The sequence below is a fragment of the Corynebacterium macginleyi genome, assembly GCF_003688935.1.
Taxonomy (GTDB): Bacteria; Actinomycetota; Actinomycetes; order Mycobacteriales; family Mycobacteriaceae; genus Corynebacterium; species Corynebacterium macginleyi.
In genome coordinates, this window is sequence record NZ_REGE01000003.1 from 130,492 (window position 1) to 154,766 (window position 24,275).

Annotated in this window: 21 protein-coding genes and 1 tRNA gene; 12 read left to right on the plus strand and 10 right to left on the minus strand. The window is 57.1% G+C overall.

Translation table 11 applies throughout. From position 1 onward, the window contains the following. Positions 1-10 precede the first annotated feature (10 nt). The 3 genes from selB to D9V82_RS03940 form a co-directional block, all read right to left on the minus strand. Entirely contained in the window at positions 11-1,795 is a 1,785-nt protein-coding gene (gene selB / locus D9V82_RS03930; RefSeq protein WP_121911090.1) for a selenocysteine-specific translation elongation factor, read from the minus strand. Continuing rightward, the gene (gene selA / locus D9V82_RS03935; RefSeq protein WP_259466242.1) at positions 1,796-3,124 is read right to left on the minus strand and encodes an L-seryl-tRNA(Sec) selenium transferase; all 1,329 of its coding nucleotides are present in this window, start codon (positions 3,122-3,124) and stop codon (positions 1,796-1,798) included. It abuts the gene before it with no gap. Positions 3,125-3,147: 23 nt separating this feature from the next. Next, positions 3,148-3,242, minus strand: a tRNA-Sec gene (locus D9V82_RS03940). Positions 3,243-3,318: 76 nt separating this feature from the next. Between D9V82_RS03940 and selD the strand changes: the two genes are divergently transcribed. Continuing rightward, positions 3,319-4,308 (plus strand): selenide, water dikinase SelD, encoded by a 990-nt coding sequence (gene selD, locus D9V82_RS03945; RefSeq protein ID WP_121911091.1) that lies wholly within the window; start codon positions 3,319-3,321, stop codon positions 4,306-4,308. A gap of 1 nt (position 4,309) precedes the next feature. Further along, a complete protein-coding gene (locus tag D9V82_RS03950) occupies positions 4,310-4,891 on the plus strand; it encodes a hypothetical protein (RefSeq protein ID WP_121911092.1) in 582 nt (193 codons plus the stop codon). Positions 4,892-4,908: 17 nt separating this feature from the next. Here the strand turns inward: D9V82_RS03950 and nrfD are convergent, their stop codons facing one another. Genes nrfD through pcp form a run of 4 tightly spaced genes read right to left on the minus strand, consistent with a single transcriptional unit; the run spans position 4,909 to position 10,999 of the window. After that, a complete protein-coding gene (gene nrfD / locus D9V82_RS03955; protein WP_121911093.1) occupies positions 4,909-6,024 on the minus strand; it encodes an NrfD/PsrC family molybdoenzyme membrane anchor subunit in 1,116 nt (371 codons plus the stop codon). Next, the gene (locus D9V82_RS03960) at positions 6,021-7,079 is read right to left on the minus strand and encodes a 4Fe-4S dicluster domain-containing protein (protein WP_121911094.1); all 1,059 of its coding nucleotides are present in this window, start codon (positions 7,077-7,079) and stop codon (positions 6,021-6,023) included. Before D9V82_RS03960 ends, nrfD begins: the two co-directional genes overlap by 4 nt. After that, positions 7,080-10,355 carry a formate dehydrogenase-N subunit alpha gene (fdnG, locus tag D9V82_RS03965; RefSeq protein ID WP_239088588.1) on the minus strand — a complete coding sequence of 1,092 codons (3,276 nt, stop codon included), beginning with the start codon at positions 10,353-10,355 and terminating at the stop codon, positions 7,080-7,082. It abuts the gene before it with no gap. A 47-nt stretch (positions 10,356-10,402) separates the two neighbouring features. Then, positions 10,403-10,999, minus strand: a complete 597-nt coding sequence (gene pcp, locus D9V82_RS03975) for a pyroglutamyl-peptidase I (RefSeq protein ID WP_121911097.1) — start codon at positions 10,997-10,999, stop codon at positions 10,403-10,405. A 362-nt stretch (positions 11,000-11,361) separates the two neighbouring features. Between pcp and D9V82_RS03980 the strand changes: the two genes are divergently transcribed. After that, entirely contained in the window at positions 11,362-12,723 is a 1,362-nt protein-coding gene (locus D9V82_RS03980) for a dicarboxylate/amino acid:cation symporter (RefSeq protein ID WP_121911098.1), read from the plus strand. A 45-nt stretch (positions 12,724-12,768) separates the two neighbouring features. Here D9V82_RS03980 and D9V82_RS03985 read toward each other — a convergent pair whose 3' ends face one another. Beyond that, a complete protein-coding gene (locus D9V82_RS03985) occupies positions 12,769-13,683 on the minus strand; it encodes a cation diffusion facilitator family transporter (protein WP_121911099.1) in 915 nt (304 codons plus the stop codon). Positions 13,684-13,954: 271 nt separating this feature from the next. Between D9V82_RS03985 and D9V82_RS03990 the strand changes: the two genes are divergently transcribed. From D9V82_RS03990 to D9V82_RS04015, 6 genes are read left to right on the plus strand one after another with little or no spacing between them, the layout of a single operon-like run. Then, the gene (locus D9V82_RS03990; RefSeq protein ID WP_147444089.1) at positions 13,955-14,650 is read left to right on the plus strand and encodes an HAD family hydrolase; all 696 of its coding nucleotides are present in this window, start codon (positions 13,955-13,957) and stop codon (positions 14,648-14,650) included. Positions 14,651-14,666: 16 nt separating this feature from the next. After that, a complete protein-coding gene (locus D9V82_RS03995; protein ID WP_121911101.1) occupies positions 14,667-15,659 on the plus strand; it encodes a phosphate/phosphite/phosphonate ABC transporter substrate-binding protein in 993 nt (330 codons plus the stop codon). 37 nt (positions 15,660-15,696) lie between these two features. Further along, complete coding sequence (phnC, locus tag D9V82_RS04000) at positions 15,697-16,497, plus strand: phosphonate ABC transporter ATP-binding protein (RefSeq protein WP_121911102.1); 801 nt, start codon at positions 15,697-15,699, stop codon at positions 16,495-16,497. Further along, positions 16,494-17,291 carry a phosphonate ABC transporter, permease protein PhnE gene (gene phnE / locus D9V82_RS04005; RefSeq protein ID WP_121911103.1) on the plus strand — a complete coding sequence of 266 codons (798 nt, stop codon included), beginning with the start codon at positions 16,494-16,496 and terminating at the stop codon, positions 17,289-17,291. Before phnC ends, phnE (D9V82_RS04005) begins: the two co-directional genes overlap by 4 nt. Continuing rightward, complete coding sequence (gene phnE, locus D9V82_RS04010) at positions 17,288-18,109, plus strand: phosphonate ABC transporter, permease protein PhnE (RefSeq protein ID WP_121911104.1); 822 nt, start codon at positions 17,288-17,290, stop codon at positions 18,107-18,109. Before phnE (D9V82_RS04005) ends, phnE (D9V82_RS04010) begins: the two co-directional genes overlap by 4 nt. A gap of 13 nt (positions 18,110-18,122) precedes the next feature. Further along, positions 18,123-19,022 (plus strand): MurR/RpiR family transcriptional regulator, encoded by a 900-nt coding sequence (locus D9V82_RS04015; RefSeq protein ID WP_167449723.1) that lies wholly within the window; start codon positions 18,123-18,125, stop codon positions 19,020-19,022. A gap of 18 nt (positions 19,023-19,040) precedes the next feature. On the opposite strand, the gene D9V82_RS04020 is transcribed toward D9V82_RS04015, so the two are convergent. Together D9V82_RS04020 and ychF are read right to left on the minus strand one after the other, a co-directional pair. Beyond that, positions 19,041-19,574: a type 1 glutamine amidotransferase domain-containing protein gene (locus D9V82_RS04020; RefSeq protein ID WP_121911106.1), complete on the minus strand. Its 534-nt coding sequence runs from the start codon at positions 19,572-19,574 to the stop codon at positions 19,041-19,043. A 97-nt stretch (positions 19,575-19,671) separates the two neighbouring features. Continuing rightward, entirely contained in the window at positions 19,672-20,757 is a 1,086-nt protein-coding gene (gene ychF / locus D9V82_RS04025; protein WP_121911107.1) for a redox-regulated ATPase YchF, read from the minus strand. A 29-nt stretch (positions 20,758-20,786) separates the two neighbouring features. Between ychF and D9V82_RS04030 the strand changes: the two genes are divergently transcribed. The 3 genes from D9V82_RS04030 to D9V82_RS04040 all read left to right on the plus strand — a co-directional run bounded on the left by D9V82_RS04030 (position 20,787) and on the right by D9V82_RS04040 (position 24,256). Then, positions 20,787-22,274, plus strand: coding sequence for an AI-2E family transporter (locus D9V82_RS04030; protein ID WP_121911108.1), 1,488 nt, complete (start codon positions 20,787-20,789; stop codon positions 22,272-22,274). A 36-nt stretch (positions 22,275-22,310) separates the two neighbouring features. Next, positions 22,311-23,381: a DNA recombination protein RmuC gene (locus tag D9V82_RS04035; RefSeq protein ID WP_121911109.1), complete on the plus strand. Its 1,071-nt coding sequence runs from the start codon at positions 22,311-22,313 to the stop codon at positions 23,379-23,381. A gap of 65 nt (positions 23,382-23,446) precedes the next feature. After that, positions 23,447-24,256 (plus strand): DUF6542 domain-containing protein, encoded by an 810-nt coding sequence (locus tag D9V82_RS04040; RefSeq protein WP_239088589.1) that lies wholly within the window; start codon positions 23,447-23,449, stop codon positions 24,254-24,256. Positions 24,257-24,275: the final 19 nt, after the last annotated feature.

Below are 24,275 nucleotides of genomic sequence, written 5' to 3' on the forward strand. Positions count from 1 at the left end.
CCGGACTTGCTCAGCGCAGCGTGCGCGTGCCGCCCTCGCCGCGGCGGGTAATACCGTGGGCATCGAGATATTCCAAGAGCGGGATGGCTACCCTGCGGGTGGTCCCTAGCGCTTGCCGGGCGGCAGACAAGGTAAAGGGCTGATCGAGTCGCGCTAGGTGCTCCCGCGCTTTGTGCGGCGCGTCCGGTAGGACAATGATGCCGTCTTTCAGGCGCAGCAGGCGCCCGGCGCGTTCAGCGGCGGCCAATTCTTTACCTTTAAGTCCCAGCTCTTTTAGTTCGTGGGCCGCCGGTGCCGCGAAGGGATCTTTTTCTAAAGTGCGCTCGACCTTTGCCACGGCGGGCTCGGCGGCACCAAGGTCCACGGTATGGCCCGGCAAATGTGTAAGACCTGCCGATTCTTCCGCGTGCGCGGCAGCCACCGCCACGGGCAGTAGGCCCTCTTCCTTCAGGCCCAAGGTATTGAGAGCCGCTTTGCGCGGCATGCCTCGTGCAAGCGGGTTCGCCGCAGCATGCTCCTGCAGCGCGGTAGTCAGGGTCTCCTTCCAGCGCGTTACCTGGCGGGCGGCAATCCACCACTGGTGGAAGCTAATGATGCCTGGCGGGGTGGCGTCGGTGGAATAACCATCAATCTCTAAATCCGCGCGCCGGGCATAACCCTCGCGCTGCAGGTAGTAGGACGGATTGCGGAAAGAGGTCAGCTCCGCCAATGCCTCGGCCCGCTTGCGGGCAGCGCCACGGCGGCTTAGCTCCGGCGGGCGCACATCGATGACCTCCGCTCCGGCGCTAACATGTAGGCCACCGGGGCTGCGGAGGACCAGGCGGTCTAAGATAACCAGCGGCAACCTGCGCGATAAGCGCAAGCGGGCGAAGTCCGCAGATAGCGGCCGCAGGTGCGCTTCTACCCTGGCGGTACCGCAGTGAATCACGAGGTTATCGGGCAGTTCATCAAGCGCGGTGCCAAAGGTGCGGTGGACGTCTACCACATCGATACCGCGCCATGCATCAGGTGTAAGTAGCAGGTCACCGCGGTGGATATCGGCGGCATCGACCCCGCGGAGGTTGACTGCGGCACGTGTTACGGGGCCCAAGGATTCCCGCGCGGTATTTTCGCTGTGCAGGCCACGGATTTCGACGGGCTTATCCCCTGCCACAGTAGAAATCACTAGGTTATCGCCGGTGCGCAGCGCCCCGGCGCTAAGTGTCCCGGTCACGACGGTTCCCGCGCCCTTGACGCTAAAGCAGCGATCGATCCACAGCCGCACCGGGGCATCTATCGCGGGTACGGGCACGCGGGCGAGCAATTCATCGAGCGCCGCTCCCAGTTCCGCCAGGCCCTCGCCGGTGTGGGAGGAGACGGGGATGATGGGGGCATCGGCAAGCGGCGTGGCAGAAAAATGTGTGCGCACCTCGGCGGCAACCTCCGCGCGGCGCGTTTCATCGGCGCGGTCGCTGCGGGTCAGGGCGATAATCCCGTGCTCAATGCCCAGCGCGTGCAGCGCATCGCGGTGGTCGGTGGATTGGGCCTGCCAGCCCTCATCCGCGGCAACCACGAAGAGCACCACGGAGGCTGGGCCCACCCCGGCGAGCATATTGCCAAAGAACTTTTCATGGCCGGGGACATCGACAAACGCCACGTCCGCACCAGAGGGTAGCGCCGTCCAGACAAAGCCCAGGTCAATGGTGAGCCCACGGCGCTTTTCCTCGGCCCACCTATCCGGATCCATATCCGTTAAGGCGCGCACCAGGCTGGACTTGCCATGATCGACATGTCCGGCGGTCGCGATAACGTACACCTACATCACCGCCCGGATAGCCGCGATGAGCACCTCGTCCTGGTCCTCGGGCACGCAGCGCACGTCAATAAGGCAGCGGCCCTGGTGCTGGCGCGCCACCACCGGCGGGCTGTGCTGACGCAGCTTTGGTGCAAGTTCCTCCGGCAGGGATACAGCAACACCAGGCAGTGGGTACTCGGGGGCTCCTCCCCCGCCCACTCGGCCGGCGTGGTCGACTACGTCGCCACCCACCGCGACGGCGATCGCCTCGGTGCGCTCGCGGTGGCGCGCCGGGTCTATGTGGAGGGCCCGATTAACCGCATTCGCAGGCGTCGTGATGGCGGCCTCCAAGGCGTTGAGCCGCAGTTTATCTATGCGCACCGCTCTCGCCAACGGGTGCTTTTTCACCGCCGCAATCGCCTCCTTGGTACCCAACAAAATGCCAGCTTGCGGCCCACCCAAGAGCTTATCGCCCGAGGCGATGACAATATCTGCCCCCGCTTGCAGCTGCGCGTGAATATCGGGCTCGTCTGGCAGCACCGGATCGTGGGTAAGCAAACCCGAGCCGAGATCCACAATGAGGTTCGTGCCTTGTTTCTTCGCCAGCTGTGCCAGCTCACCCACGCCCACAGAGGAGCTAAACCCCTCAATCCGAAAATTGGACGGGTGCACCTTCACAATCGCCCCGGTCTCCTCCCCCAGCGCGGCTTCATAATCGTGCAGGTGCGTCCGGTTCGTCGCGCCCACCTCGCGCAGGCGCGTCGCGGTAGATTCAATAAGCTCCGGCAGGCGGAAACCCGCGCCGATCTCGATGAGCTCGCCGCGCGAAATGATGACCTCCTTACCCGGGGCCAGCGCGGCCGTGGCTAGCAATAAGGCCGCCGCGCCATTATTGACCACCAGCGCATCTTCCGCGCCGGGGCACGCCGCCAATAGCGCCTGGGTGGCACCGGCACCACGCCGAGATGAGCGCCGCCCGGTATCTAAATCCATTTCCACATCGGTATATCCGGCCGCGTCCTGCAACGCGTCGATCGCGGCCGCGGGCAGTGGGGCACGGCCTAAGTTCGTATGTATGATCACACCCGTAGCGTTGATAACCGGGTGCAGGGAATGGGTACTGTGCCGCGCCAAGCGCCGCGCTATTTCTTGCTCCACGCCGGCAACCGGGACGTCCCCGCGTCGGGCCGCGGCCAACACGCCGGTAAGCGTGGCGCGGATGGCGTGTTCAGCGATTGTCTCTCGCGCGCTTTCTACCGCGTATAGGCGCAAAAGCTCATCCATGCGGGGTAAATTCCGGCGGGGATCACGGGCATTATTCGCGGGGCGACCAACAGGTTGGCTCGGCACTCGTTTTCCTCCTTGCGCGCGTATGGCGGAGACGGACAGGAATCGAACCTGCCAGACCGAGATGCTCGGCCTCACCGGTTTTGAAGACCGGGACGCCCACCAGGACGCGGACGCCTCCGCCTGGCTATTTTACAGGTCTCCCGCGTACTCCATCGCCGCCACCCCACCACTTTCTGGCGGGTAAAATGACCAGCATGTCAGAGCAGATTGATCTCACCTCTTTCGCAGCCGGAGGCGGATGCGCCTGCAAAATTCCCGCCGGGCAATTGGAATCGGCAGTAAAAGGGCTCATCGGCAAGGCCGATCCCAATGTCCTGGTCGGCCTCGACGATGGCGATGATGCCGCAGCGGTTAAGATCGACAACGGCCTCGCTGTGATTTCCACCGCAGACTTTTTCACCCCCATGGTCAATGATCCGTATACCTGGGGCCAGATTGCCGCGGCCAATGCGCTCTCTGATGTCTACGCCATGGGTGGCACCCCCATTACCGCCATCAACCTCGTGGGCTGGCCCAATGAGAAGCTCGGCCTTGATGTCCTGCGCGAGGTGCTGCGCGGCGGCATGGATAAGGCCACCGAGGCGGGCATTTCCATTACCGGCGGCCATTCCATTACCGCCCCGGAACCGTTGTACGGTATGGCGGCGACGGGCATCGTTGATCCCGAAAAAATCATGCGCAACGATGCCGCGGAGGCCGGCCTGCCCATTACGCTGACCAAGCCCATCGGCGTGGGCATTTTAAATAATAAGCACAAGGCCACCGGCGAGGTATCCCAGGCCGCCATCGATTCCATGACCGCGCTCAACCGCCAGGCCGCCCAGGATGCGGTTGCCGCCGGTGCGCGCGCAGCCACCGACGTCACCGGTTTTGGGCTACTGGGCCACCTATACAAGATGTGCCGCGCCTCAGGCGTATCGGCTGAGCTGGACTTTTCTGCGGTGCCCACCGTGGACGGCGCCACGGATGCCCTTGCGGAAGGCTTCATCCCGGGAGGCTCGCGCCGCAACCTGGATTGGGTGCGCCCGCGCCTGCAGCCCTCCTCCCTTTCGGAGGGAGAGCTGGTGCTGCTTGCCGATGCCCAAACCTCCGGCGGTCTCCTCATCATTGGCGAGGTCCCTGGCTACCCGGTCATCGGTCGCACGACGCCGCTTTCTAACGATTCCTATATCACCATTTACTAAGATGAATCACCGCATTTTTAGCCTGCCCCTTGCCATCCTCGCCCTCGGCGCGGGTCTAGTCGCCTGCGCTGACGGGACTACCAACCGCGGCTGCTCACCCATCGAATTATCGGAACTGCGCACGTCCCTGCCGGACACCCTGATCGGCGCTAACCAGGATCCCATTTCCAGCAGCGATGAAGATGACTCCTTTTCCGTGCTCTATGGCGGCGATTCGCCGGAAAAGATAAGCGTGCTGGGCACGAAATACGAGTCCGATAATGAGGCCGTGTGCCCCGCTGACCCAGATGCGGCAGCGGAGCGTTACTTGGAGCTGGTCGAAGAGGACATCGACAAGCAAAATGCCGCTCAGGGGCGCGCTGGAAATAAGTACCAGCCATTCGATTTCACCGCAGCGGACCGGCATTTCTATTGTTCTGCCTGGGAGGTTGAGGGTACCATCTCGACTACCTGCGTGACCACGGTGCATGACGCGGCAGTCAACTACTACCTCCACCGCGATTCCGAGTCCTTGGAGGCGGAGCAATCGCGCATGCAGGATATTGGCGAAGAACTTGCAGGTTCCTTTACCAACCTCGATTAGGGTGAGCTAGCCACACACTAACCTGCACTGAGCACGTCAGTAGCAAGCCCTTGCTCGCGCCGACGCCGCTCCGCGCGGCGTTTTTGCGGACCCATTGTGGTTGCCGGGTTCTTGACCGCCTCCAAGCCCGCGTTGAGCACACCGAAGCGCGTACACGCGGATCCGGCAAGCAATGCAAGGCCCGCGGCCACCGACACGGCACGCGACTTTGTCACCGCCGCTACCGCGCTGCCCACGCCGCCAGCTGCAATCAAGTATTCCGAGGCACGCATGAGTTTACCTGGTGATCCGTGGTGCAATTCCGCGCGTGGCTCCGGCTCCATATTATTTTCCAGCACCTTCGTCGCCGCGATATCGCTGACCGCAGCTGCCATGCCCAAGGCACGGGCGGGCCCGGTGTAGTGCACCGGGGTAGTTATCATCGCCATACCGGAGGCCGCTGCCGAGGCCGAGGATACAAAAACATAGGGCAGGTGCCGCTTCATGTCGTTCCAAACCGGGTTGGAGGTATTAGACAGCAATACCGCCGTGTATCCAGCCAGCGGGCCACCGAGCACACCGGTTACCACCCCAGCAGGGGTAGCGGCCTTGCCCAGGCTCGCGCGCAACCATTTCGGAAGCGGCAACCTCCGCTTAGTCGCTTCATCCACCTCTGCGGCTGCCGGAATCGCTGCCGCAGTGGAAAAACCGGCCAGCAGCCACGAGCCGAGCGACATCGGCGAGGTCACTTTGAAAACGCGGAACATATTCAATGCGCGCTCTGGTCGGCCCAGATCCAAAATCAAAAAGACCGAACCGGCGGCCGCTGCGCCAAAGGCCGCAACCCGTGTAGTCCTGCGCAATGGCGCGTTGCCTGCTGCATGTGCACTGCTGGCCAGAAGGCCCGATCCGCCGGCAATGCCGCCCAAGAAGAGATACCCACCGATGGGCCACTCCCACGGCGGGGCCTTAACCACGGGCCTGCCATAGTAAGAAGAAAACTCGAAGTCTTCTGCCATCCGTTCTTCTTTTAAGCCGTCCTGCGCACCCGCTCCCGGGCGCTTGCGCTTCTTCTTGCGCTTTGGCCCATCGAAATTGCGGTAGCGATTCCGTCGCTCCGGCTGCGGGGGCCGGTACTCATCGAAGCCGCTCATCTGCGCCCTCCAATCACAAAGGAACCCGCCACGGCCAGCACCATCGCCCCAATGGCTTTGGCCGCTGTTTTATACATGCCGGGCAAATCCGCGGTGGGCACGCGCGGATCCGGTGGCAGGCCATAGACCTCTGGCGAATCCAGTAATAAGAAAATCGAGCCGGTTCCTCCCACGCCATCGTTGTCATTCGCGCCATAGAGTCGCGCCTCCGTTATGCCCTGTTCGTGTAGGACACGCACGCGGTCCTTCGCTGCGGCCAGCATGTCCTCGTAGGTGCCGAACTGGATGGAATCGGTGGGACATGTCTTGGAACACGCCGGCTGCTCACCCTGTTTCAGGCGGTCATAACACATGGTGCACTTCTGGGCCACACCCACGTTCTTAATCGGCATCGCCTCGCCAGGGGTGTGGTCGGTCCCTTGGGGATTGCGATGCTTGAGCTTTTTGAGCACATTGATGCCGGCGTGTGAATAATTCTGATGCTCCACCGTCGCGGTTTTGTCGTATTTCAATGACACCCCGCCATCATCGCGGCGTTCGATGACTCCAAAGGGGCAACCCGCTACGCACGTTCCGCAGCCATTGCACACGTCATCCTGTACTACCACGGTGCCAAATTCGGTGCGGAAGAGCGCACCCGTTGGGCACACGTCCAAACACCCTGCATGGGTGCAGTGCTTGCAGACGTCCGAGGACATTAACCAACGGAACGTATCCGTATCCGGCGCAGTGGTATTGACTTCGTCCCGCTTTTCACCGATGGTAGGCATGCCTAGGGAAATTAGTTGCTTTCCCTCTTCGCGCGCCTTTTCGATGCGGTCATTGTTTTGTTCCACAAAGGCCACGTGGCGCCACGTATTGGCACCTAAGGCTTCGGTGTTGTCATAAGAATCACCGGTGACACCGTATCCCTCTACCGGGTTGCGGTTCCACTCCTTGCACGCCACCTCGCAGGCCTTGCAGCCGATGCACACGGAGGTATCGGTGAAAAAAGCCATGCGGCGGTAGGAATCATAGCCGTGCCGAGCTGCGTCCTCGGTCAGTAGATTAGACATTTACTTACCTTCTTCGCCCTCACTTGCAGTCCCGTCGTCACCACTACCTGCCCCAGACTGACCCCGTCTTTCGGGCTGTAGGTTATAGGTAAATGAGTCCGGAAACGACAACAAATCGTTGCCGGAATCCACGCTTAAGTGCGCCCGCTCCTGATACTGCTTGAGCAGCTTCAAGCGGCCTTCTCCCCTCGGCCGACGTCCGGGTTGAATATCACAGGCACCAATCTTTGAGTTCTGAATGAACACATTTGGTTCGAGCGTCAGACCCAAGAGATCGTTAGCGCCGTCACCGGCCACAGCAGTCGTCTCAGACTCGCCGTAGTGGAAGGGCAGGCCAATCTGGTGGAACTCTTCCCCGTTAATCGTGAGCATCTGCATGCGATCGGTGACCAAAACCTGCGCCTCAATTACACCGCGCGGCGAGATAATCGTCGCCCACTCGCCATTTTCCAGGCCACGCTTTGCAGCCAAGTCCTTATCCACCTCACAGAATAGGCCCGGCTGCAGCTCCGCCAAAAAAGGCAGGCGGCGCGACATGGCACCCGAGGTATACATCTCCGTTAGGCGATAGGTAGAAAATACGAACGGGAAAACCTCGGCACCGGGCATGCCCGGTTCTGGGCGCTGGAGGTTATCCGGGCGCTTGATGGTCAGACGCGTCGGTGATTGCTGCTGCTTATACAGCACATTAGTCACCGGAGATTCCTGCGGCTCATAGTGGGTGGGCAAGGGGCCATCGGAAAGCCCGGAAGGCGCAAAGAGCCAACCGCGACCGTCCGCCTGCATAATGAAGGCGTCCGTGCCGTCGAGGGCATCCGGACCGACGGCATCTGCAGGTGCCCTGTAGTCCGGCGACTTCGTCACCGGGAAGTCAGGAACGTCATCGCCTACCCATGTGCCCTGAGCATCGTCCCACCAAACGTACTTCTTGCGCTCGGACCACGGGGTACCATCCGGCTTGGCCGATGCACGGTTGTACAAAATGCGGCGGTTAGCAGGCCAGACCCAGCCCCACTCGGGTGCGACCTCGTTCTGCTCCGACCCTGGGACCTTGCGCGCGGATTGGTTAACGCCATCCTTGTACACGCCGGTGTAGATCCAGCAGCCGCCGGAAGTAGTTCCGTCATTTTTCATCTCCACGAAGGCGGGCAATAGTTCGCCCTTCTTGGGCCCATCCAGGTAGTAGCCATTGATCTCTTTGAGGATGTCCTCCGAGTTCGGCTCTCCTTCCTCATTTTCCACGTAATCCCACGTCACCTTCTGGAGCGGGAGATCACGCGGATCAGTGGAATCACCGAGGCGTTCCTTGAGTTTCTTTCCCAACTGGTAAAAGAACCATAACTCGCTCCTGGCATCACCTGGCGGCGGTGCCGCCTGGAAACGCCACTGCAGCATGCGCTGGGTTTGGGTAAAGGTACCGGCTTTTTCCACGTGAGTGGCTGCGGGCATTAAGAAGACCTCGGTTTCGATATCTTCCGTCTTGAGCTCGCCGTTTTTAATCTCCGGCGCGTCCTTCCAGAACGAAGCGGTTTCGATTTCCTGGAAATCGCGCACAACCAGCCACTTTAGCGATGCCAAACCGCGGCGCTGCATTCCGCCATTAGACTGCGCTACCGCCGGGTTTTGACCGAAGACGAAATATCCATCTACCTGACCATTAAGCATCGCTTGCAGGGTTTCATACGTAGAATGCGCACCGGAAATGCGCGGCATGAGATCATAGCCCCAATTATTTTCATCGTTCGCCGCATCTCCCCAGTAGGACTTCATCAAGGATACGGCGTAATTCTCACCAATCTGCCAGAAACCCTTTTGGGACTCATCACGAATCTGATCCACAAATTCAGACCACGTCTGCTTCTCTACACTCGGCATGGGCAGGTAGCCGGGCAGGGAGTGAAACAGCGTCGGGATATCGGTGGAGCCCTGAATAGAAGCATGTCCACGCAAAGCCATGATTCCGGCCCCCGGCCGGCCTACATTGCCCATCAAAAGCTGCAAAATGGCGGCGGTACGGATAAACTGCGCTCCCAAGGTGTGCTGGGTAAAGCCCAATGCATAAGCAAAACACGTGGTGTGTTCCGGATCGGAATTCTGCGCAATCGAATCCGCCAAGTAGTAGAAGTCTTCCTGCGAGATGCCGCAGGTTTCTTCTACTAGCTGTGGGGTATAGCGCGCATAGTGGCGCTTGAGAATCTGAAATACCGAATTCGGATGCTGCAAAGTGTCATCGCGCTCGACATTCCAAGAAGAACCTCCGGGCTTTTGCACGTACTGCCACGAATCAGTCACGTACGTGCCCGTTTCCGGGTTATAGCCAGAAAACAGTCCGTCCAGTTCCTCGGTGTCCTGATAATCCGCAGAGATGATCATCGGCGCGTTAGTGTACGCAACGACATAATCCCGGAAATACAACTCATTGTGGAGCATGTAATTAATGACCGCGCCCAGCAGCACTACGTCGGTACCGCCGCGAATACCAATGTGACGGTTGGCGAACGAAGAGGTACGCGTATACCGCGGGTCCACATGAATGATGCGGGCACCACGCTTTTTGGCTTCTACGACCCACTGGAATCCCACCGGGTGACACTCGGCCATATTCGACCCCTCGATGACGATGCAATCAGCGTTCGCCATATCTTGCAGCGGTTGGGTGGCGCCGCCGCGACCAAACGATGTTCCTAAACTAGGAACTGTGGCGGAGTGTCATATGCGCGCCTGATTTTCGAGCTGCACCGCACCGGCGGCGGTAAACAACTTCTTGATGAGGTAGTTTTCTTCGTTATCCAAGGTCGCGCCGCCAAGGCCAGCCACACCCATGGTGCGATTCAACGGCCGCCCTGAATCATCGGTGTCTTGCCAACCATTCCGGCGCGCTTCCACGAAGCGATCCGCGATCATGTCCATCGCGGTGTCTTCATCCAGCTCCTGCCACTCGGTGGAGTGTGGTGCGCGGTATTTAATCTTGGTCAAACGCGTTGCGGAGTTGACCAACTGCTCCGATGCCGAGCCTTTGGGGCACAACCGCCCGCGCGAAATTGGCGAGTCCGGATCGCCTTCAATCTGAATTACCCGGTCATCTTTGACATAGACGCGCTGGGCGCAACCAACGGCGCAATACGGGCACACGGACTGCACCACGCGGTCAGCATCCACTGTGCGCCCGTGCGTCTCCTTGCTCTTGGTTGATTGTGCATTGATATCCCTGCCAAACAGATCGCCACGACGCAGCTGGCGTACCACAGGCCAGTTGAGAGGACTTAAGCGAGACATAACTTTAAATCTATCTTTGGGCAAAAAATATCTCTAGCAAGGTGACCCTAAGCATTTTTTGCCACTGCGCTAATCGCACATTCCACGCCCCTCACGACATCCGCGAGCTCCAGCATCGGGCTGTTTTCCTTGGCCTGCTCCTTAATAAACGGCACATGAATAAAGCCCGCCTTAACCTGCGTATCTTTGAAATGGTGCAGCAGGCCGTAGAGCAGTTGGTTACACACAAACGTTCCCGCAGTAGTCGAAACCCGCGCTGGAAGCTCGGCATCCTGAATCGCTGCGACCATTGCCTTAACCGGCAGGGTGGAAAAGTACGCGGCTGGGCCACCGTCAACCACTGGTTTGTCGCTTGGCTGATTGCCTTCGTTATCCGGAATAGAAGCGTCCGCCAAGTTAATACCTATCCACTCCGGAGTGATGTGGCTCCGCCCACCAGCTTGCCCCAGGCTAACCACCGCGTCCACATCTTCTTTCTCAGCCACTGCAACTGCTTGCTTCAGTGCTTCACCGAACACAGTCGGCAGCAGGTGCTTAATTAGCTGTGCACCGCCGATGTGATCCGGCAGCCGATCCAATGCGCGTTCCGTAGGGTTAATTTCTTCGCCGCCAAAGGCATCAAAAGCCGTTACCAGAATCTTCATTATTCCAGTATGGCAGCTGACCGTGCTCCGTTGTTATGAGTTCACGCTGTTGTCTTAGTTTCCTCATAATCGCCCACCGCCCTTTCGCGCTCACCGGACTGGTAGCACCGGCGGGAATGACACGCGCGGTGAGCGCGAAGGGTGGGGTTGGCGGGTGAGGTTGGCGGATGGGCTGAAGGTGAAAACGTCAACGGCAGTCACAGTGCAGTCCCCTCCGCCGGTCGTAGCAGTAACGGATCTAGAGGCGAGACCCTATTTCTTTGCGGTTTGACGCGGGGGATAAAGTGAGACTAGTCGAATTTGAACAGAACCGTACTTAATAAATAGTCAGACCAGTTCATTTTATTAATAAAGGACATTCTATGGCACAAAAAATTTCCTCTCGCCCCAAGCTGCCTCGTTGGGCTACAGGGTTTGGCGCGCAAGTCATTGCGGGCCTTATCATCGGCCTCATCCTAGGACTGATTGCATCTGGGATGGATACTGATCCAGATAATCCAGGGTGGCTGACCAACCTTCTTAGCGGTATCGGTGACGCTTACGTCCAGCTACTAAAAGTCATGGTTCCGCCGCTTATCTTCGCCGCAGTAGTCACTTCGGTGGCCAACCTACGCAAGGTCGCGAATGCCGCATCCCTAGCAATTTCTACGTTGGTGTGGTTCGCCATTACAGCGTTCTTCTCCGTCATCGTGGGTATCGTCGTCGCTTTAGTCATGAAGCCCGGCGCGGGCACGAGCGTCGATGCCTCCACCGCAGACGATCCGTCTCACGTTGGCTCCTGGACTGCCTTCTTCGATCAGCTGTTGCCGCAAAACTTCATTGGTCTTAAGGCTTCTGCCAGCGATGGCGACATATCCCTTAACTTCGGTGCACTCCAGCTACTGGTTATCTCTTTGGCTATAGGTATTGCAGCTGTACAGACCGGGAAGTCTGCCACTCCCTTCCTGCAGTTTACGGAATCCTTCCTCAAGGTTATTCAGAAAGTCCTGTGGTGGATCATTCGCCTAGCGCCGATTGGTACTGCAGCGCTCATCGCTAAGGCCGTTGCTACCTACGGCTGGGATGCTCTTGGCTCTCTCGGAAAATTCGTATTGGTAATGTATGTCGGCTTGGCAATCGTCTTTGCCGTGATCTACCCGGCAGTGCTGAAATTCAACAATATTTCGGTCACGGGCTTCTACAAACGAATCTGGCCTGTAACGTCCTTGGGCTTTGTCACCCGTTCTTCCATGGGTGTCATGCCCGCAACGCAACGTTTTAGCGAACGTGCCTTGGGCGTGCCCTCCGAGTATGCATCCTTTGCAGTGCCACTCGGCGCCACCACTAAGATGGATGGCTGTGCCTCCGTCTACCCTGCTGTTGCTGCAATCTTCGTTGCCCAATTCTATGGTGTGGACCTAGACTTCACTCAGTACCTGCTCATCATTTTCGTCTCCGTCATTGGTTCTGCGGCTACTGCAGGTACCACTGGCGCGACGGTCATGCTCACGCTAACCCTGTCAACATTAGGTCTTCCGTTGGCCGGCGTCGGCTTACTGCTAGCCATTGAGCCCATCATTGATATGGGCCGCACGGCGCTCAACGTCACGGGTCAGGCATTGTGCGCGACGGTCGTCGCCAAGCGCGCAGGCATCCAGAACAAAGAGGTATGGGATGAAGCCGAAAACGGCGTCAAACAGATCATGGAAGAAAACGCCGACGAGGAAGTAAGCCTCAAGGCTTAAAGAAATGTGAATAAACGCTCAGGGCACAGCGCCCTGGGCCTTTATTTATTGCCGAAATGGAAGTGGGCGGCGATGCTCGACACCGGCCGGCTCCACGTGGATAAATACGCTGCATCCGGCGAAAAGCTCGTCGAGGGCGACTTCTACGTCATCAGCAATCTCGTGGGAGTACAACACGCTCCAGTCTGCCGGTACCTCCATGGTCAGGTAGACCATTCTTTGCCGGCCCCAGGCTACCGTGCGTCGGTCCGTGAAGGTCACAGACTTTTCTGTCTCCAGTTCAGCTAAAAGATTCCAAATTTGATCCTGTTCTTCCGGGGGAAGAGCCTCAGACAGCAGGCTACTAACGGACTCGCGCAAAATCTGGAAACCCGTCCACAAAATATTGATGCCAACAGCTAAGGCGACGAGCGCATCGAGCCACAGCCAGCGCGTAAGATACACCGCCGCCATGCCAACGAGTACGCCCGATGAGGTCCACACATCCGTGATCAGGTGATGCCCATCCGCGGTCAGCGTCGCCGACCGGTAGCGCTTGCCCGCCTTAATTAAGGCCAATCCCACAGCCAAATTGAGTAGCGCGGACAATAGGGACAGTATAAGACCCCAACTGCCCTGTTCAACGGGCTGGGGAGTAAAAAGGCGCTGAATTGCGGTGTAGATGATGGCCCCTGCGGCGAGAAAGATCATCGCCCCCTCAACTAATGCGGAAATATACTCCGCCTTGCCGTGCCCAAAGTGGTGGTTGTGATCGGCAGGCTTTGCGGAAATGCGCAAAGCGCAATAACCCGCGATGGCCGCTACGAGGTTCACGAGGGACTCAATGGCATCAGAGAAGAAGCCAGCCGATCCGGTCAGCCACGCCGCTAAAGATTTTAAGACAATCGTCACGACCGCAGCAGCCATGGACAACATCATAAAACGCTCTAAAATGCGCTGCTCGTATTTAATAGAAGACAAGGTCTACTTACTCTCCCCTTCGGCAACCAAAATCAGTCCGAAGGTCTCGTTCGCATCGAATGCATCAATGCTGAATGGCCGGGCTTTGAGGCCAGTATGTCGACCAGTCATCGTGGCGCGTATAAACACCGTAGGAACTACTCCCCTTCTGGGTTGATAGGTTAGCAGACGGGGGTAAAGGGAAAAATACAGCCAAAATTTACCTGGTATTCACCGCTTCCGGTCGCGAAGTACTAAACCCCAAATTATTTTGTACTTTATGTCCACAGACATGAATTCACGTTCTCCGCAGGGCACAGCGCCCAAGCCACCAGTGCTGCTCTTTGACTTTGATGGCACCGTAAGCCTGGGGCACGGCCCCGTTCTGGCGTATGCCGAGAAAATTGCAAAATCCACTGGAATTTCTACCATCCTCGATACCGCCAAAGACATCCTGGCTTCCCAAGAGTCTCCCATCACCGTGAAGACCCCCGAAGGTACCTATCATCCTCGCGATGGCTACGACTTAGTGCGCACCATCTCCGCCCAATTCGACGTTTCGGAAGCAATTTGTCAGGAGGCTTACCTCGATTCACGCAAGAATCTTGCCACAACCGGCATCATTGCCCCAGCTGGCTTAGCAGACTTCCTCAGCGAATATCCGGGGAAAGCACTGTTGGCCACAAACTCGCCTCGTACAGGACTTGATGACGCACTTAAATCTTTAGGACTCCTTGGCGTATTTGATGAAATCCACACCAGCGTTGGAAAGCCGGAGGGTCTGAAACAGATCCTTGAGTCCCATGATTTCGGACCTAATGTCATTGCATTCGGCGATATCTGGGAGTTTGACCTAGCCCCCGTCATCGATCGCGGTGGACAAGCTGTCCTTATCCAATCCCAATTCTCTCCGTCTAATTCCGCACGTCCCACCTGGCGAGTTGAAAATATTGGCTCGTTTTTGTCACAACATCTTTCCCACATTTAAGAAAGGCCTCCCTGTCATGCGCCGTCTACGCACTGTTGCTGCCTCTGTATTCGCCCTCTCGATTTCACTCACTGCTTGTTCTTCCGATTCTGCAGATAAAGATGGAGGTTCCGATGAACAACCAGATAAGCTCACGCTAGCTTTAATTCCCAACGAGAAAGTCAATGACTTGGTGACTACGGCCAAGCCATTGACTGATTATCTATCGGATGAGCTAGGAGTTGAGGTCGAAGGTGTAGTCACCAAGGACTACCAAGCAGCCGTCGAAGCCATTGGCTCTGGCCAAGCAGATATCGCCATCGCCTCCGCTGCCCAATTAGCTTCCGCCGAAGATATGTATGGCGCCCATGCCGTACTGCAAGACGAGCGGTTTGGTGCGGCAAACTACGCCGGCCAATTCGTCACCAATAACCCAGATAAGTACTGCGAGGATAAACCTGTCAAAGCAACCTATAATGCCAATGACACCGAGTACTTGTACTGCAATGGCACTGCCACGGCAAAAGAAAATAAAGGCCAGGGGCCGAAGGGACTGGAAGCACTAAAAAAGATCGAGAAAGACACCCCAGTAGCCATGCTGGGTGCAACATCTCCTGCCGGATACCAGCTTCCAGTAATGGCATTGGAGAATCAAGGTTTAAGTGTCGATGATTTGAAGAAGGTACCAGTCACTTCTAATGACGCTTCCATCATGGCCGTCTACAACGACGACGCTGAGGTTGGATTTAGCTTTTGGGATGCTCGCTCCACCATCGACGCCAAGGAAGCACCGGATCTGGCGGACAAACTCGTCGTCTTTGGCTTGACGGAGATGTATCCCAACGGTGGTGTCGTCATCTCCGACGATGTGCCCGAAGACATGCGCGATGAAATCACCAATCTGATGGACGGCTTCTCCGAAGTAGACCCAGAGACCATGTCCAAAATTTTCGACATTACTGATTGGGTTCCAATCCAGCCTGATGCCATTGAGAAGGCACGCAAGGTGAACGAACGCTTCTCTCAGTAGCCCCTTTCCCACCACGCTTGATTCAGAAAGGCTGACCATGGCCACTCCCTCCACCGAAGACGCTTGGGGAATTCGCTTTGAGGATGTCTCGGTTCGCTACCCAAACGGGACCCTCGCCCTAGACAGGGTCTCCATTGATATCGCTCCCGGAGAAATCGTAGCCATTGTCGGTCTCTCTGGATCTGGCAAATCTACTTTCATCCGCTGTATCAATGGTCTTATCCAACCCACCAGCGGCAGAGTATTCGTCGGTCCGCACGAAATCTCTGCGGCTAATGGAGCGAGCTTAAGAAAACTACGCGGTCACATTGGAATGATTTTCCAAGAGTTTAATCTCGCGGATCGTGCAAGCGTCTTCTCCAATACTTTGGTAGGACGCTTCTCGCATAATCCCACCTGGAGGACGATATTGGGACTTTCCACAGCAGCAGATAAAGCGGAAATAGCGGAAGCGCTAGACCAAGTCGGTATCCTCGATAAGGCGTGGAATAAGGCGGGAGCGTTATCCGGCGGGCAAAAACAGCGCGTCGCCATCGCCCGCACGTTAGCACAGAAGCCGGGCATAATGCTTGCTGATGAACCCGTCGCTTCCCTCGATCCTCCCACCGCCCACTCCGTCATGCAGGACCTGCAGCGCATTAATGCCCAGCGAGGTCTTACCACGTTGGTGAATTTGCACCTCGTCGACTTAGCACAGCAATATGCGACTCGTATAGTCGGTATTCGTAATGGGCACATCGTCTTTGATGGTGCCGCCGCAGATTCCGAACTTGCTGACTTTGAAGAAATCTATGGCCGTAAAATTCAAGAAAACGATCAGCTAGGAAGCACTGCATGAGTGCACCGGTCCTCCCGCCACAACCGAGACACTGGCAGAAAAAAGCGCTTGGTGCGATCGCTTTTATTGCGATAACGATTACGACATGTATCCCGAACTGGGGTGGAATCGAAATTGACTTTGCGCAAATCGCGCAAAATTGGCGAAATGGTGCCGACCGCCTGGCATTAATGTTTTCCCCCGATTGGTCCGTGCTCACCCGCACCAAAGAACCAATGCTAGAGACCATCGCCATGTCCATCATCGGTGCAGCGATTTCTGCAGCTATCGCACTTCCCTTATCCCTGTGGGCTGCGCGCCCCACAAACCCCTCTACTTGGGCGCGCACTCTGGTACGCGGGATCGTCAATGTGGTGCGCGCTGTACCCGATCTCGTCTACGCCACGATCCTTGTGGCCATGGTCGGGGTAGGCGCGCTACCTGGCATTATCACTCTGATCTTGTTCGATATCGGGATCGTCGTAAAGCTTGTTTCAGAAGCCATCGATTCGGCCGATGATTCCTATATGGAAGCCGGCCGCGCAGCAGGCGGCACCCAACCCCAGATCAATCGCGTTACAGCGCTGCCACAGACAATGCCTACTTTTATCAGTCAGGTGATTTACTCCCTGGAGCTGAACGTCCGCATTTCTGCAGTCTTAGGTTTGGTGGGAGCTGGTGGTATCGGCTTACTTATCGATGAAGTCCGAGGCTTTTACCGCTATGACGCGCTTGCGGCCATTGTTTTAGAACTCCTTGTCGTCATCATCGCCTTGGAGGTTGTGTCCGTCAGCTTAAGAAAGAGACTCCGATGACCGCCCTTGCACCGCCCCAAACTGGTTCCACAGCACTTCCTTCGCAGAGACGCAGCCCTTGGGTTTACCTAACCTGGGGAGTCATTATTGCCCTTATCGCGATAAGTTGCGGCTATATCACAATTGATATGGCGGCCCTACGAGGACTTCCCCAGAGCATCCCTCATTATCTGTATTTAATGTTCTCGAATCCGGACTGGTCAAAGCTGCAAGAAGCCCTATTTCAAACTTGGCGATCAGTGGCTATGGCGTGGATTGGCGCTCTCATCGGCGTCATTATTTCCACAGTTTTGGGTATTTTAGCGGCCAATACCGTCTCCCCATCGTGGGTACGCTTACCGTTGCGCGGCATATTCGCCATTATTCGAGCCGTCCCAGAAATAATCATTGCCATAATTATCCTCACGGTTACCGGATTAACACCTTTTACTGGCGCCTTAGCCTTGGCGATTGGGGGCGTCGGAACACATGCGAAATGGACTTACGAAGCTATTGAAACCGCACCCACTGGGCCGGCAGAGGCTGTCCAAGCTTCGGGCGGAACTTTAGCGGAAATGGTGCGCTGGGGTACATGGCCCATAGTACAGCCGGAACTTGCCTCTCTTGCGCTTTACCGCTTTGAAATCAATGTACGCACCTCTGCGGTGCTCGGGCTCATTGGAGTGGGTGGCATCGGCGATATGCTCACTGGTTATACGCAATATCGGCAATGGGATGTAGTCGGGGTACTACTCATTGTCGTGGTGATAATTACTATGACTATTGATGCCATTTCTGGCGCCTTGCGCCGCCGCCTCGTTGCGGCCCGATACCAATAGAATCACAATAGTTATGCTGCACAACACGCCCCTTTCCGCCCACATTTTGACTCGCATGCCTGGGCTACCGCCAATCGAACAGCGCGTAGCTCGAACGATATTGCAGGACATGGAATTTGCTCTGGAGGCAACGGCAGACCAGCTTGCGACTAAAGTTGGCACTTCTCGAACCTCAGTGATTCGAACAGCACAAGCGCTGGGATATGACGGCTACCAGCAATTGCGTGTATCCCTCACTCATGAATTAGCACAAAGGCCCCAACAACCGACAGAAGAAAAGGATAAAACCTTCGTTGGCCACATGCGCACGGAAGTAGAATCTTTCCGCAGTTATTTGCATGGTTTAACTGCGTTGCTCGATGAGGAAGACTTATCCTCCACGGTCTCCGTTTTAGCCACCGCCAAACGCGTCTTGGTAATTGGAAACGGCCTTTCTGCACCGGTAGCGCAAACAGCAGCGCTCCGACTAACCAGCATCGGCCGACCCGCAGAGTTTATTAGCGAGCCAATGGGGCAGCACATTTCCGCTTCTCTGCTAGATAGCGATTCTGCTTGTCTGGTTATTTCAGGCTCAGGATCAACCTCCTTAACGCTCAGGGCAGCGGTGGCCGCCCAAGAAGCTGGAGCACCCATTATCTCAGTGACTTCATTTTCTTATACAGCCCTTGCACGCATGTCGACGCATATATTGCTCATTCCTTCACCAGATGGAACATTCCGCACCGAGCTCGAAAATTCCTCGCGCGTAGCGTTTTTATTAGTCTTAGAAGCTCTTATTTCCCTTGTCGATGAGCAATTAGGAAGTCGATCGGCCAAGGCCCGCGAGCGGGTGGTTTCTGCCATTGAGGCCGCCATAGACGAGAAACTCCCTACGAACCAGGAGGTTTCTCACACTCTGGTTCGTAAGGAGTAATTGAGCCTTTAGCCTAATTTAGTGCTGACCCTCGGCGAATTCTTCGACCAACTTCGCGTTGAATGCGGGCAGGTCATCCGGGGTACGGGAGGAGACCAAGCCCTGGTCGCAGTGGACCTCCTCGTCAACCCAGGTAGCACCGGCGTTGCGGAGGTCAGTCTGCAGGGACGGGAAGGACGTCAGGGTACGACCCTTGAGTGCCTCTGCATCTGCCAGGATCCAGCCACCATGGCAGATGACACCCAAGGGGCGGTCCTCGGCCATGTGCTTGCGCACGATGTTGACGGCTGCTTCATCCAAGCGGATGAGGTCAGCATTATTAGTTCCACCAGGAAGGATGATGCCATCAAAGGTCTCACCTTCGGAGTCCTTGGTCGTAGCATCAACGGTGATCTCGGTACCGTTCTTGCCAGTAATGGTGCCGGCCTTAGGTGCCAAAACCTTCACGGTAGCCCCGGCCTTCTGCACGGCCTCTAGCGGAGAGGTCAGTTCAGAGTCCTCAAAGTCATCGGTAGCAACGATTGCGATAGTCTTGTTCTCTAGCTCAGCCATTATTATGACCTCCTTTTGTTGTTGAGTACACAAATAGGATAACTCTAAATTCGTACTCTCGCCACGTGTACCATCGCGACCTGCAACAAACTAGGATTTAGCCACCGATCTTGAAGTCACACACGTCGCCATCGTGCATGACGTAGTCCTTACCTTCTTGGCGCACCTTGCCAAGGGCTCGCGCTTCGGCCATGGAACCGGCTGCGACAAGATCGTCGAAGGAGACAATTTCGGCCTTGATGAACTTCTTTTCAAAGTCGGTATGAATAACGCCGGCGGCTTGAGGTGCGACAGCGCCCTGCTTAATTGTCCACGCGCGGGCTTCCTTTTCACCGGCGGTAAGGTAGGTCTGCAGTCCCAAGGTGGAGAAACCAGCCTTGGCCAAGGTAGCCAAACCGGGCTCTTCTTGACCTACGGCTTCAAGCAGCTCGCTCGCCTCGGCCTCATCTAACTCCAAGAGCTCCGATTCAGTCTGTGCATCGAGGAAGACACAATCTGCTGGGGCGACGAGCTGGCGTAGCTCGTCTTTCTTAGTGGCATCAGTAAGCACAGCCTCATCCGAGTTGAAGACATAGAGGAAGGGCTTAGCCGTCATCAGATGCAGCTCGCGGACGAGGGAGAGATCGATCTCGCCGGTCTTGGCAGCGGCGAAGAGGGTCCGGTCATCTTCCAGGATTTCCTGCGCCTTCTTGGTGGCCTCCACCACAGGTGCCAAATCCTTATTCTTCCGGACATCCTTTTCCAGGCGCGGCAGGGCCTTCTCTATGGTCTGCAGATCCGCCAGAATAAGCTCTGTATTAATAACGGAAATGTCGTTCGCGGGATCTACTTGGCCATCGACGTGGATGACATTGTCATCAGAAAAGGCGCGCACAACTTGACAGATGGCGTCGGCCTCGCGGATATTGGCCAGGAACGCGTTACCCATACCCTCGCCTTGCGAGGCGCCAGCGACGATGCCGGCAATATCCACGAAGGATACCGTCGCCGGCAAGATGCGCTCCGAGTTGAACATCTTAGCGAGGGCGTCCAAACGGGGATCCGGCAGCTCCACCACGCCCACGTTGGGCTCGATGGTGGCGAATGGGTAGTTAGCCGCCAGAATTTCAGAACGGGTCAGGGCATTAAACAACGTGGACTTGCCCACATTGGGCAAGCCGACGATTCCTAGGGTAAGACTCACGGGGCTAATCCTAACGCACCTACTACGTTATGAGGCAAGATGGTGGGGTGAGTTCTGATAAGCAACCAAAACCCGAAAAGCCGCAGGCAAGCCTCGGTGATAAATTGGACGCTGACTTCGACACCAGCCAATTGGGGGATGTATCGCCGCATCCCCCGGGCAATCAGGTCGATCGCTGCGTCATTGCGGGCGAAATGGTGAAATCTACCTCCCTGTGGGCGGTGCGACTGCTAGTAATTGGCGTTTTCCTTTTTGCGATCTATCACGTCCTCGGCAGTTTCTGGCAGGGCATTCTCCCGGTGCTCTTGGCCCTTATTATCTGTACAGTCTTAAACCCCATCGCGCGGTGGATGCGCACGAAGGGCTTACCCGCGGGCCTCGCGGCGATCATAACGATCCTGCTTTCCTCGTCAGCCGTCGGAGGGCTCATCGCTTCGGTGGCGCCGGACTTCATGCGGCAATCCCAGTCGCTCTACCTACAAACGGTCTCCGGCATCCAGCAGCTCCAGCTATGGGCTCAAGGCCCGCCCTTGAACCTCGATAGTGATGATATGAGCACTTACATCGACGAGGCCGCAGGATGGCTACAGCAGCGCGCCGGCGTCATTGCCGGGTCCGTATTCACGGGCATTGGCACTGCCACTTCATTTTTCTTCACGGTATTCATCGTGCTGGTACTCACCTTCTTCTTTCTCAAGGACGGCACCAAATTCTTGCCGTGGCTGCGCGATGCCACCGGCCGGCGCGCCGGTTGGCACCTCACGGAACTGCTCACGCGAGCCTGGAATACCCTGGGCGGATTCATTCGGGCACAGGCCTTGGTCTCGCTTATTGATGCCGTCTGTATTGGCCTTGGCCTCGTTGTTATCGGGGTGCCGTTGGCGATGGCTCTGGCGATCATTACCTTCGTCGCCGGCTTCATCCCGTTCGTAGGTGCCATCGTCGCTGGCGCGCTCGCGGTGGTTATCGCCTTGGTGTCTTTGGGCTTGACCCAAGCCCTTTTGGTCTTGGGCCTAGTTCTTTTGGTCCAGCAGCTTGAAGGCAACGTTCTTTCACCGTGGCTGCAGGCAAAAGCTATGAACCTGCACCCGGTTATCGTTGTGGTCTCCGTGATCGTCGGCTCCGCGCTGTTCGGGCTCATTGGTGGATTCTTGGCCGTACCGACCGCCGCCATGATCGCGGTCTCTTACCGCTACGTGCAGGACATGATGAAGCTTAAGTCCGGGGAAAAGAGTTCCTCCGAGCTCAACTACTCCACCGTCGCAGGCTATCTCATCGGCCTCTATACCGAAGAGCAAGCACAGTACAAGCGCGAGCAGTGGCGCAATGTACCAGACCACGTCTCCCCCGATATCGCAGACGCGAATTCCGCCTCCGAAGGCGCGCCCACTAAGCTCGATGATTCCGTGGACGTCGATTCCACCCCGAAAGGCTCTGACAAACCAAGCATGCCCTACAATCTGCGCCGGGCGCGGGACGTGTTCGAAAATCTTTTGAACGGAGATTCGAATAAATAGTATGCTGTGTCGGCAGCTCGTGTCACAGTGAAACCTATGACTTCCACTGTGCCCGTGCTACTGCTGTTCATCGGTCTACTACTAGGCGCCGTCTTAGGATGGTTGGCCCACTCCCATTCCGCCTTCCGGTCGGCGCCGAGCGAGGAACACCGGGAGTTGCGAGAATCCCAGCGCCGCCAGGCCGAGCTGCAACCGCTCGAAAAGGCCGTGGATAGGCTCGGTTTCCAACTTCAGGAATTGGAAGAAGACCGCACTGCCCACCTGGCCTCCCTGTCCAGCCAAGTACAGGCGGTGACCCGCGCCTCGTCCCGGCTCACGGAACGCACGGATCGGCTCGTTACGGCGTTGCGCTCGCCCAATGTGCGCGGCCGGTGGGGCGAAATTCAACTCGAGCGCGTCGTCGAACTCGGTGGCATGACGGCGCATGTGGACTTCGATGCCCAAGTCTCTGCTTCTTTAAATGGGCGCATTGTGCGCCCGGATATGCTCATCAATCTGGCCGGTGGCAGACATATCATCGTCGACGCCAAGGTCCCGTTTTCCTCCTACCTCGATGCTCTGGAAACCGTGGATCCAGAACAACACTCCGGCTACCTGCGCCGCCACGCACTTCAGCTGCGCAGTCACATCCAGGCACTGTCTCATAAGGACTATATCGAGGCCTTTCAACCCACGCCGGAATTCGTAGTCCTATTCATACCCGCGGATCCCTTCCTCGATGCGGCACTATCGGTCGATCCTGAGCTCATCGAGTTCGGTTTTGAGCGTAACGTGGTCATCGCCACTCCAAGCTCCCTCTTCGCACTCTTGCGCACGGTCGCTATGAGCTGGCACCAGGAAGATATTTCCGCCAAGGCAAAAGAAGTCCAGCGCCTCGGACGCGAGCTCTATTCACGGCTCAATATCCTTTCGGATCACTATGGCAAGGTGGGCCAGAACCTCGCCAAGGCGGTAGAGGCTTATAATTCCACGCTGTCCTCGCTGGATTCGCGCGTAGGCGTGACCGCCCGCAAACTTCACGATATGGAAATTCCCGGCCGAGCGAACAGACCCCCTCGGGCGCCGTCCCCCATTGATACATGGCCGCGCGGGACAAATTCTTCCTAAAATCTAGACAGTTTTACTGCGTGGATATAGCCATTGGTCCGCGCCAAACGGTAGGATTTTGCGACGTGTCACTAGCCAAACAACGAAAGCCTCCCGCCGCGCAACGTCTGAGCATGCCGAGCATCTCGCTGCTGAAGGGCCTTGGGCTACTGGCGGCATTGTTGCTCACCGGCGCATTGATTTCCATTCTTGCAGGCTCCATAGGCTGGATGTACTTTTCCTTCCTCATCATCAGCTCTTTGCTTATAGCACTCGTCGTTGAGGAGCGGGGATTATTCCTATCCATCGCGTCCATCCCCATTTTGTATGCGGTAACTGTGGTGACAGCAGGAATCTTCATCACCAAGTCCGGTGCTCCAGAAGGCACCAGTTTTTCCAAAACATCGCTACTAACCTCCGTGTATCCGCTAGTCCAAAACTTCTTGTGGCTGCTGATAGCGTTTCTCGGCGCGACCGCAATTGGTATCTTGCGCTGGATACGCTTCCGCAGGACGGCCCAGAGCGCCGTGAATCAGCAAAAGGTCTCACGGCGCGCAGATACCAAGCGGTACCGCCACAGCCGTTCTGAGCGGCTCTCCGTCGCGGAACTCATGGCTCGCGATAGATCCGAAAACCCGCAGGCTCATTCCCCTCGCGCTTCTCGCCATAGATTGCAGGGGCAGGTACAACCGCCGCGGAAGCCTCAGGATCGTATCCGCGGCCGCGACCGGGAAGAGCGCCGTCGTGAGCAGCAAGCGCAACGCGAAAATCGGTTGCAACCGGATCCGCACCGGCGCGCCGGGGACGCGACACCACCGGCCCCCAAGCCAGGTCCCCCCTCTCCAACAAAAGACGCTGCCAAGAAGCAGCGTTGGGAAGATAACCTGTACGAATAGACACAACTGCCAGCCCCGG

Excerpts from the sequence above, each read along its gene's own strand:
- D9V82_RS04030 (WP_121911108.1), top strand. The coding sequence starts at position 20,787 with ATGAGGCAAGATGGTGGGGTGAGTTCTGATAAGCAACCAAAACCCGAA.
- D9V82_RS03990 (WP_147444089.1), top strand. The coding sequence starts at position 13,955 with ATGAATTCACGTTCTCCGCAGGGCACAGCGCCCAAGCCACCAGTGCTG.
- phnE (WP_121911104.1), top strand. The coding sequence starts at position 17,288 with ATGACCGCCCTTGCACCGCCCCAAACTGGTTCCACAGCACTTCCTTCG.
- selD (WP_121911091.1), top strand. The coding sequence starts at position 3,319 with ATGTCAGAGCAGATTGATCTCACCTCTTTCGCAGCCGGAGGCGGATGC.
- D9V82_RS04015 (WP_167449723.1), top strand. The coding sequence starts at position 18,123 with ATGCTGCACAACACGCCCCTTTCCGCCCACATTTTGACTCGCATGCCT.
- phnC (WP_121911102.1), top strand. The coding sequence starts at position 15,697 with ATGGCCACTCCCTCCACCGAAGACGCTTGGGGAATTCGCTTTGAGGAT.
- D9V82_RS03950 (WP_121911092.1), top strand. The coding sequence starts at position 4,310 with ATGAATCACCGCATTTTTAGCCTGCCCCTTGCCATCCTCGCCCTCGGC.
- D9V82_RS04035 (WP_121911109.1), top strand. The coding sequence starts at position 22,311 with ATGACTTCCACTGTGCCCGTGCTACTGCTGTTCATCGGTCTACTACTA.
- D9V82_RS03995 (WP_121911101.1), top strand. The coding sequence starts at position 14,667 with ATGCGCCGTCTACGCACTGTTGCTGCCTCTGTATTCGCCCTCTCGATT.
- D9V82_RS04020 (WP_121911106.1), bottom strand. The coding sequence starts at position 19,574 with ATGGCTGAGCTAGAGAACAAGACTATCGCAATCGTTGCTACCGATGAC.
- phnE (WP_121911103.1), top strand. The coding sequence starts at position 16,494 with ATGAGTGCACCGGTCCTCCCGCCACAACCGAGACACTGGCAGAAAAAA.
- D9V82_RS03980 (WP_121911098.1), top strand. The coding sequence starts at position 11,362 with ATGGCACAAAAAATTTCCTCTCGCCCCAAGCTGCCTCGTTGGGCTACA.
- D9V82_RS03960 (WP_121911094.1), bottom strand. The coding sequence starts at position 7,079 with ATGTCTAATCTACTGACCGAGGACGCAGCTCGGCACGGCTATGATTCC.
- pcp (WP_121911097.1), bottom strand. The coding sequence starts at position 10,999 with ATGAAGATTCTGGTAACGGCTTTTGATGCCTTTGGCGGCGAAGAAATT.
- nrfD (WP_121911093.1), bottom strand. The coding sequence starts at position 6,024 with ATGAGCGGCTTCGATGAGTACCGGCCCCCGCAGCCGGAGCGACGGAAT.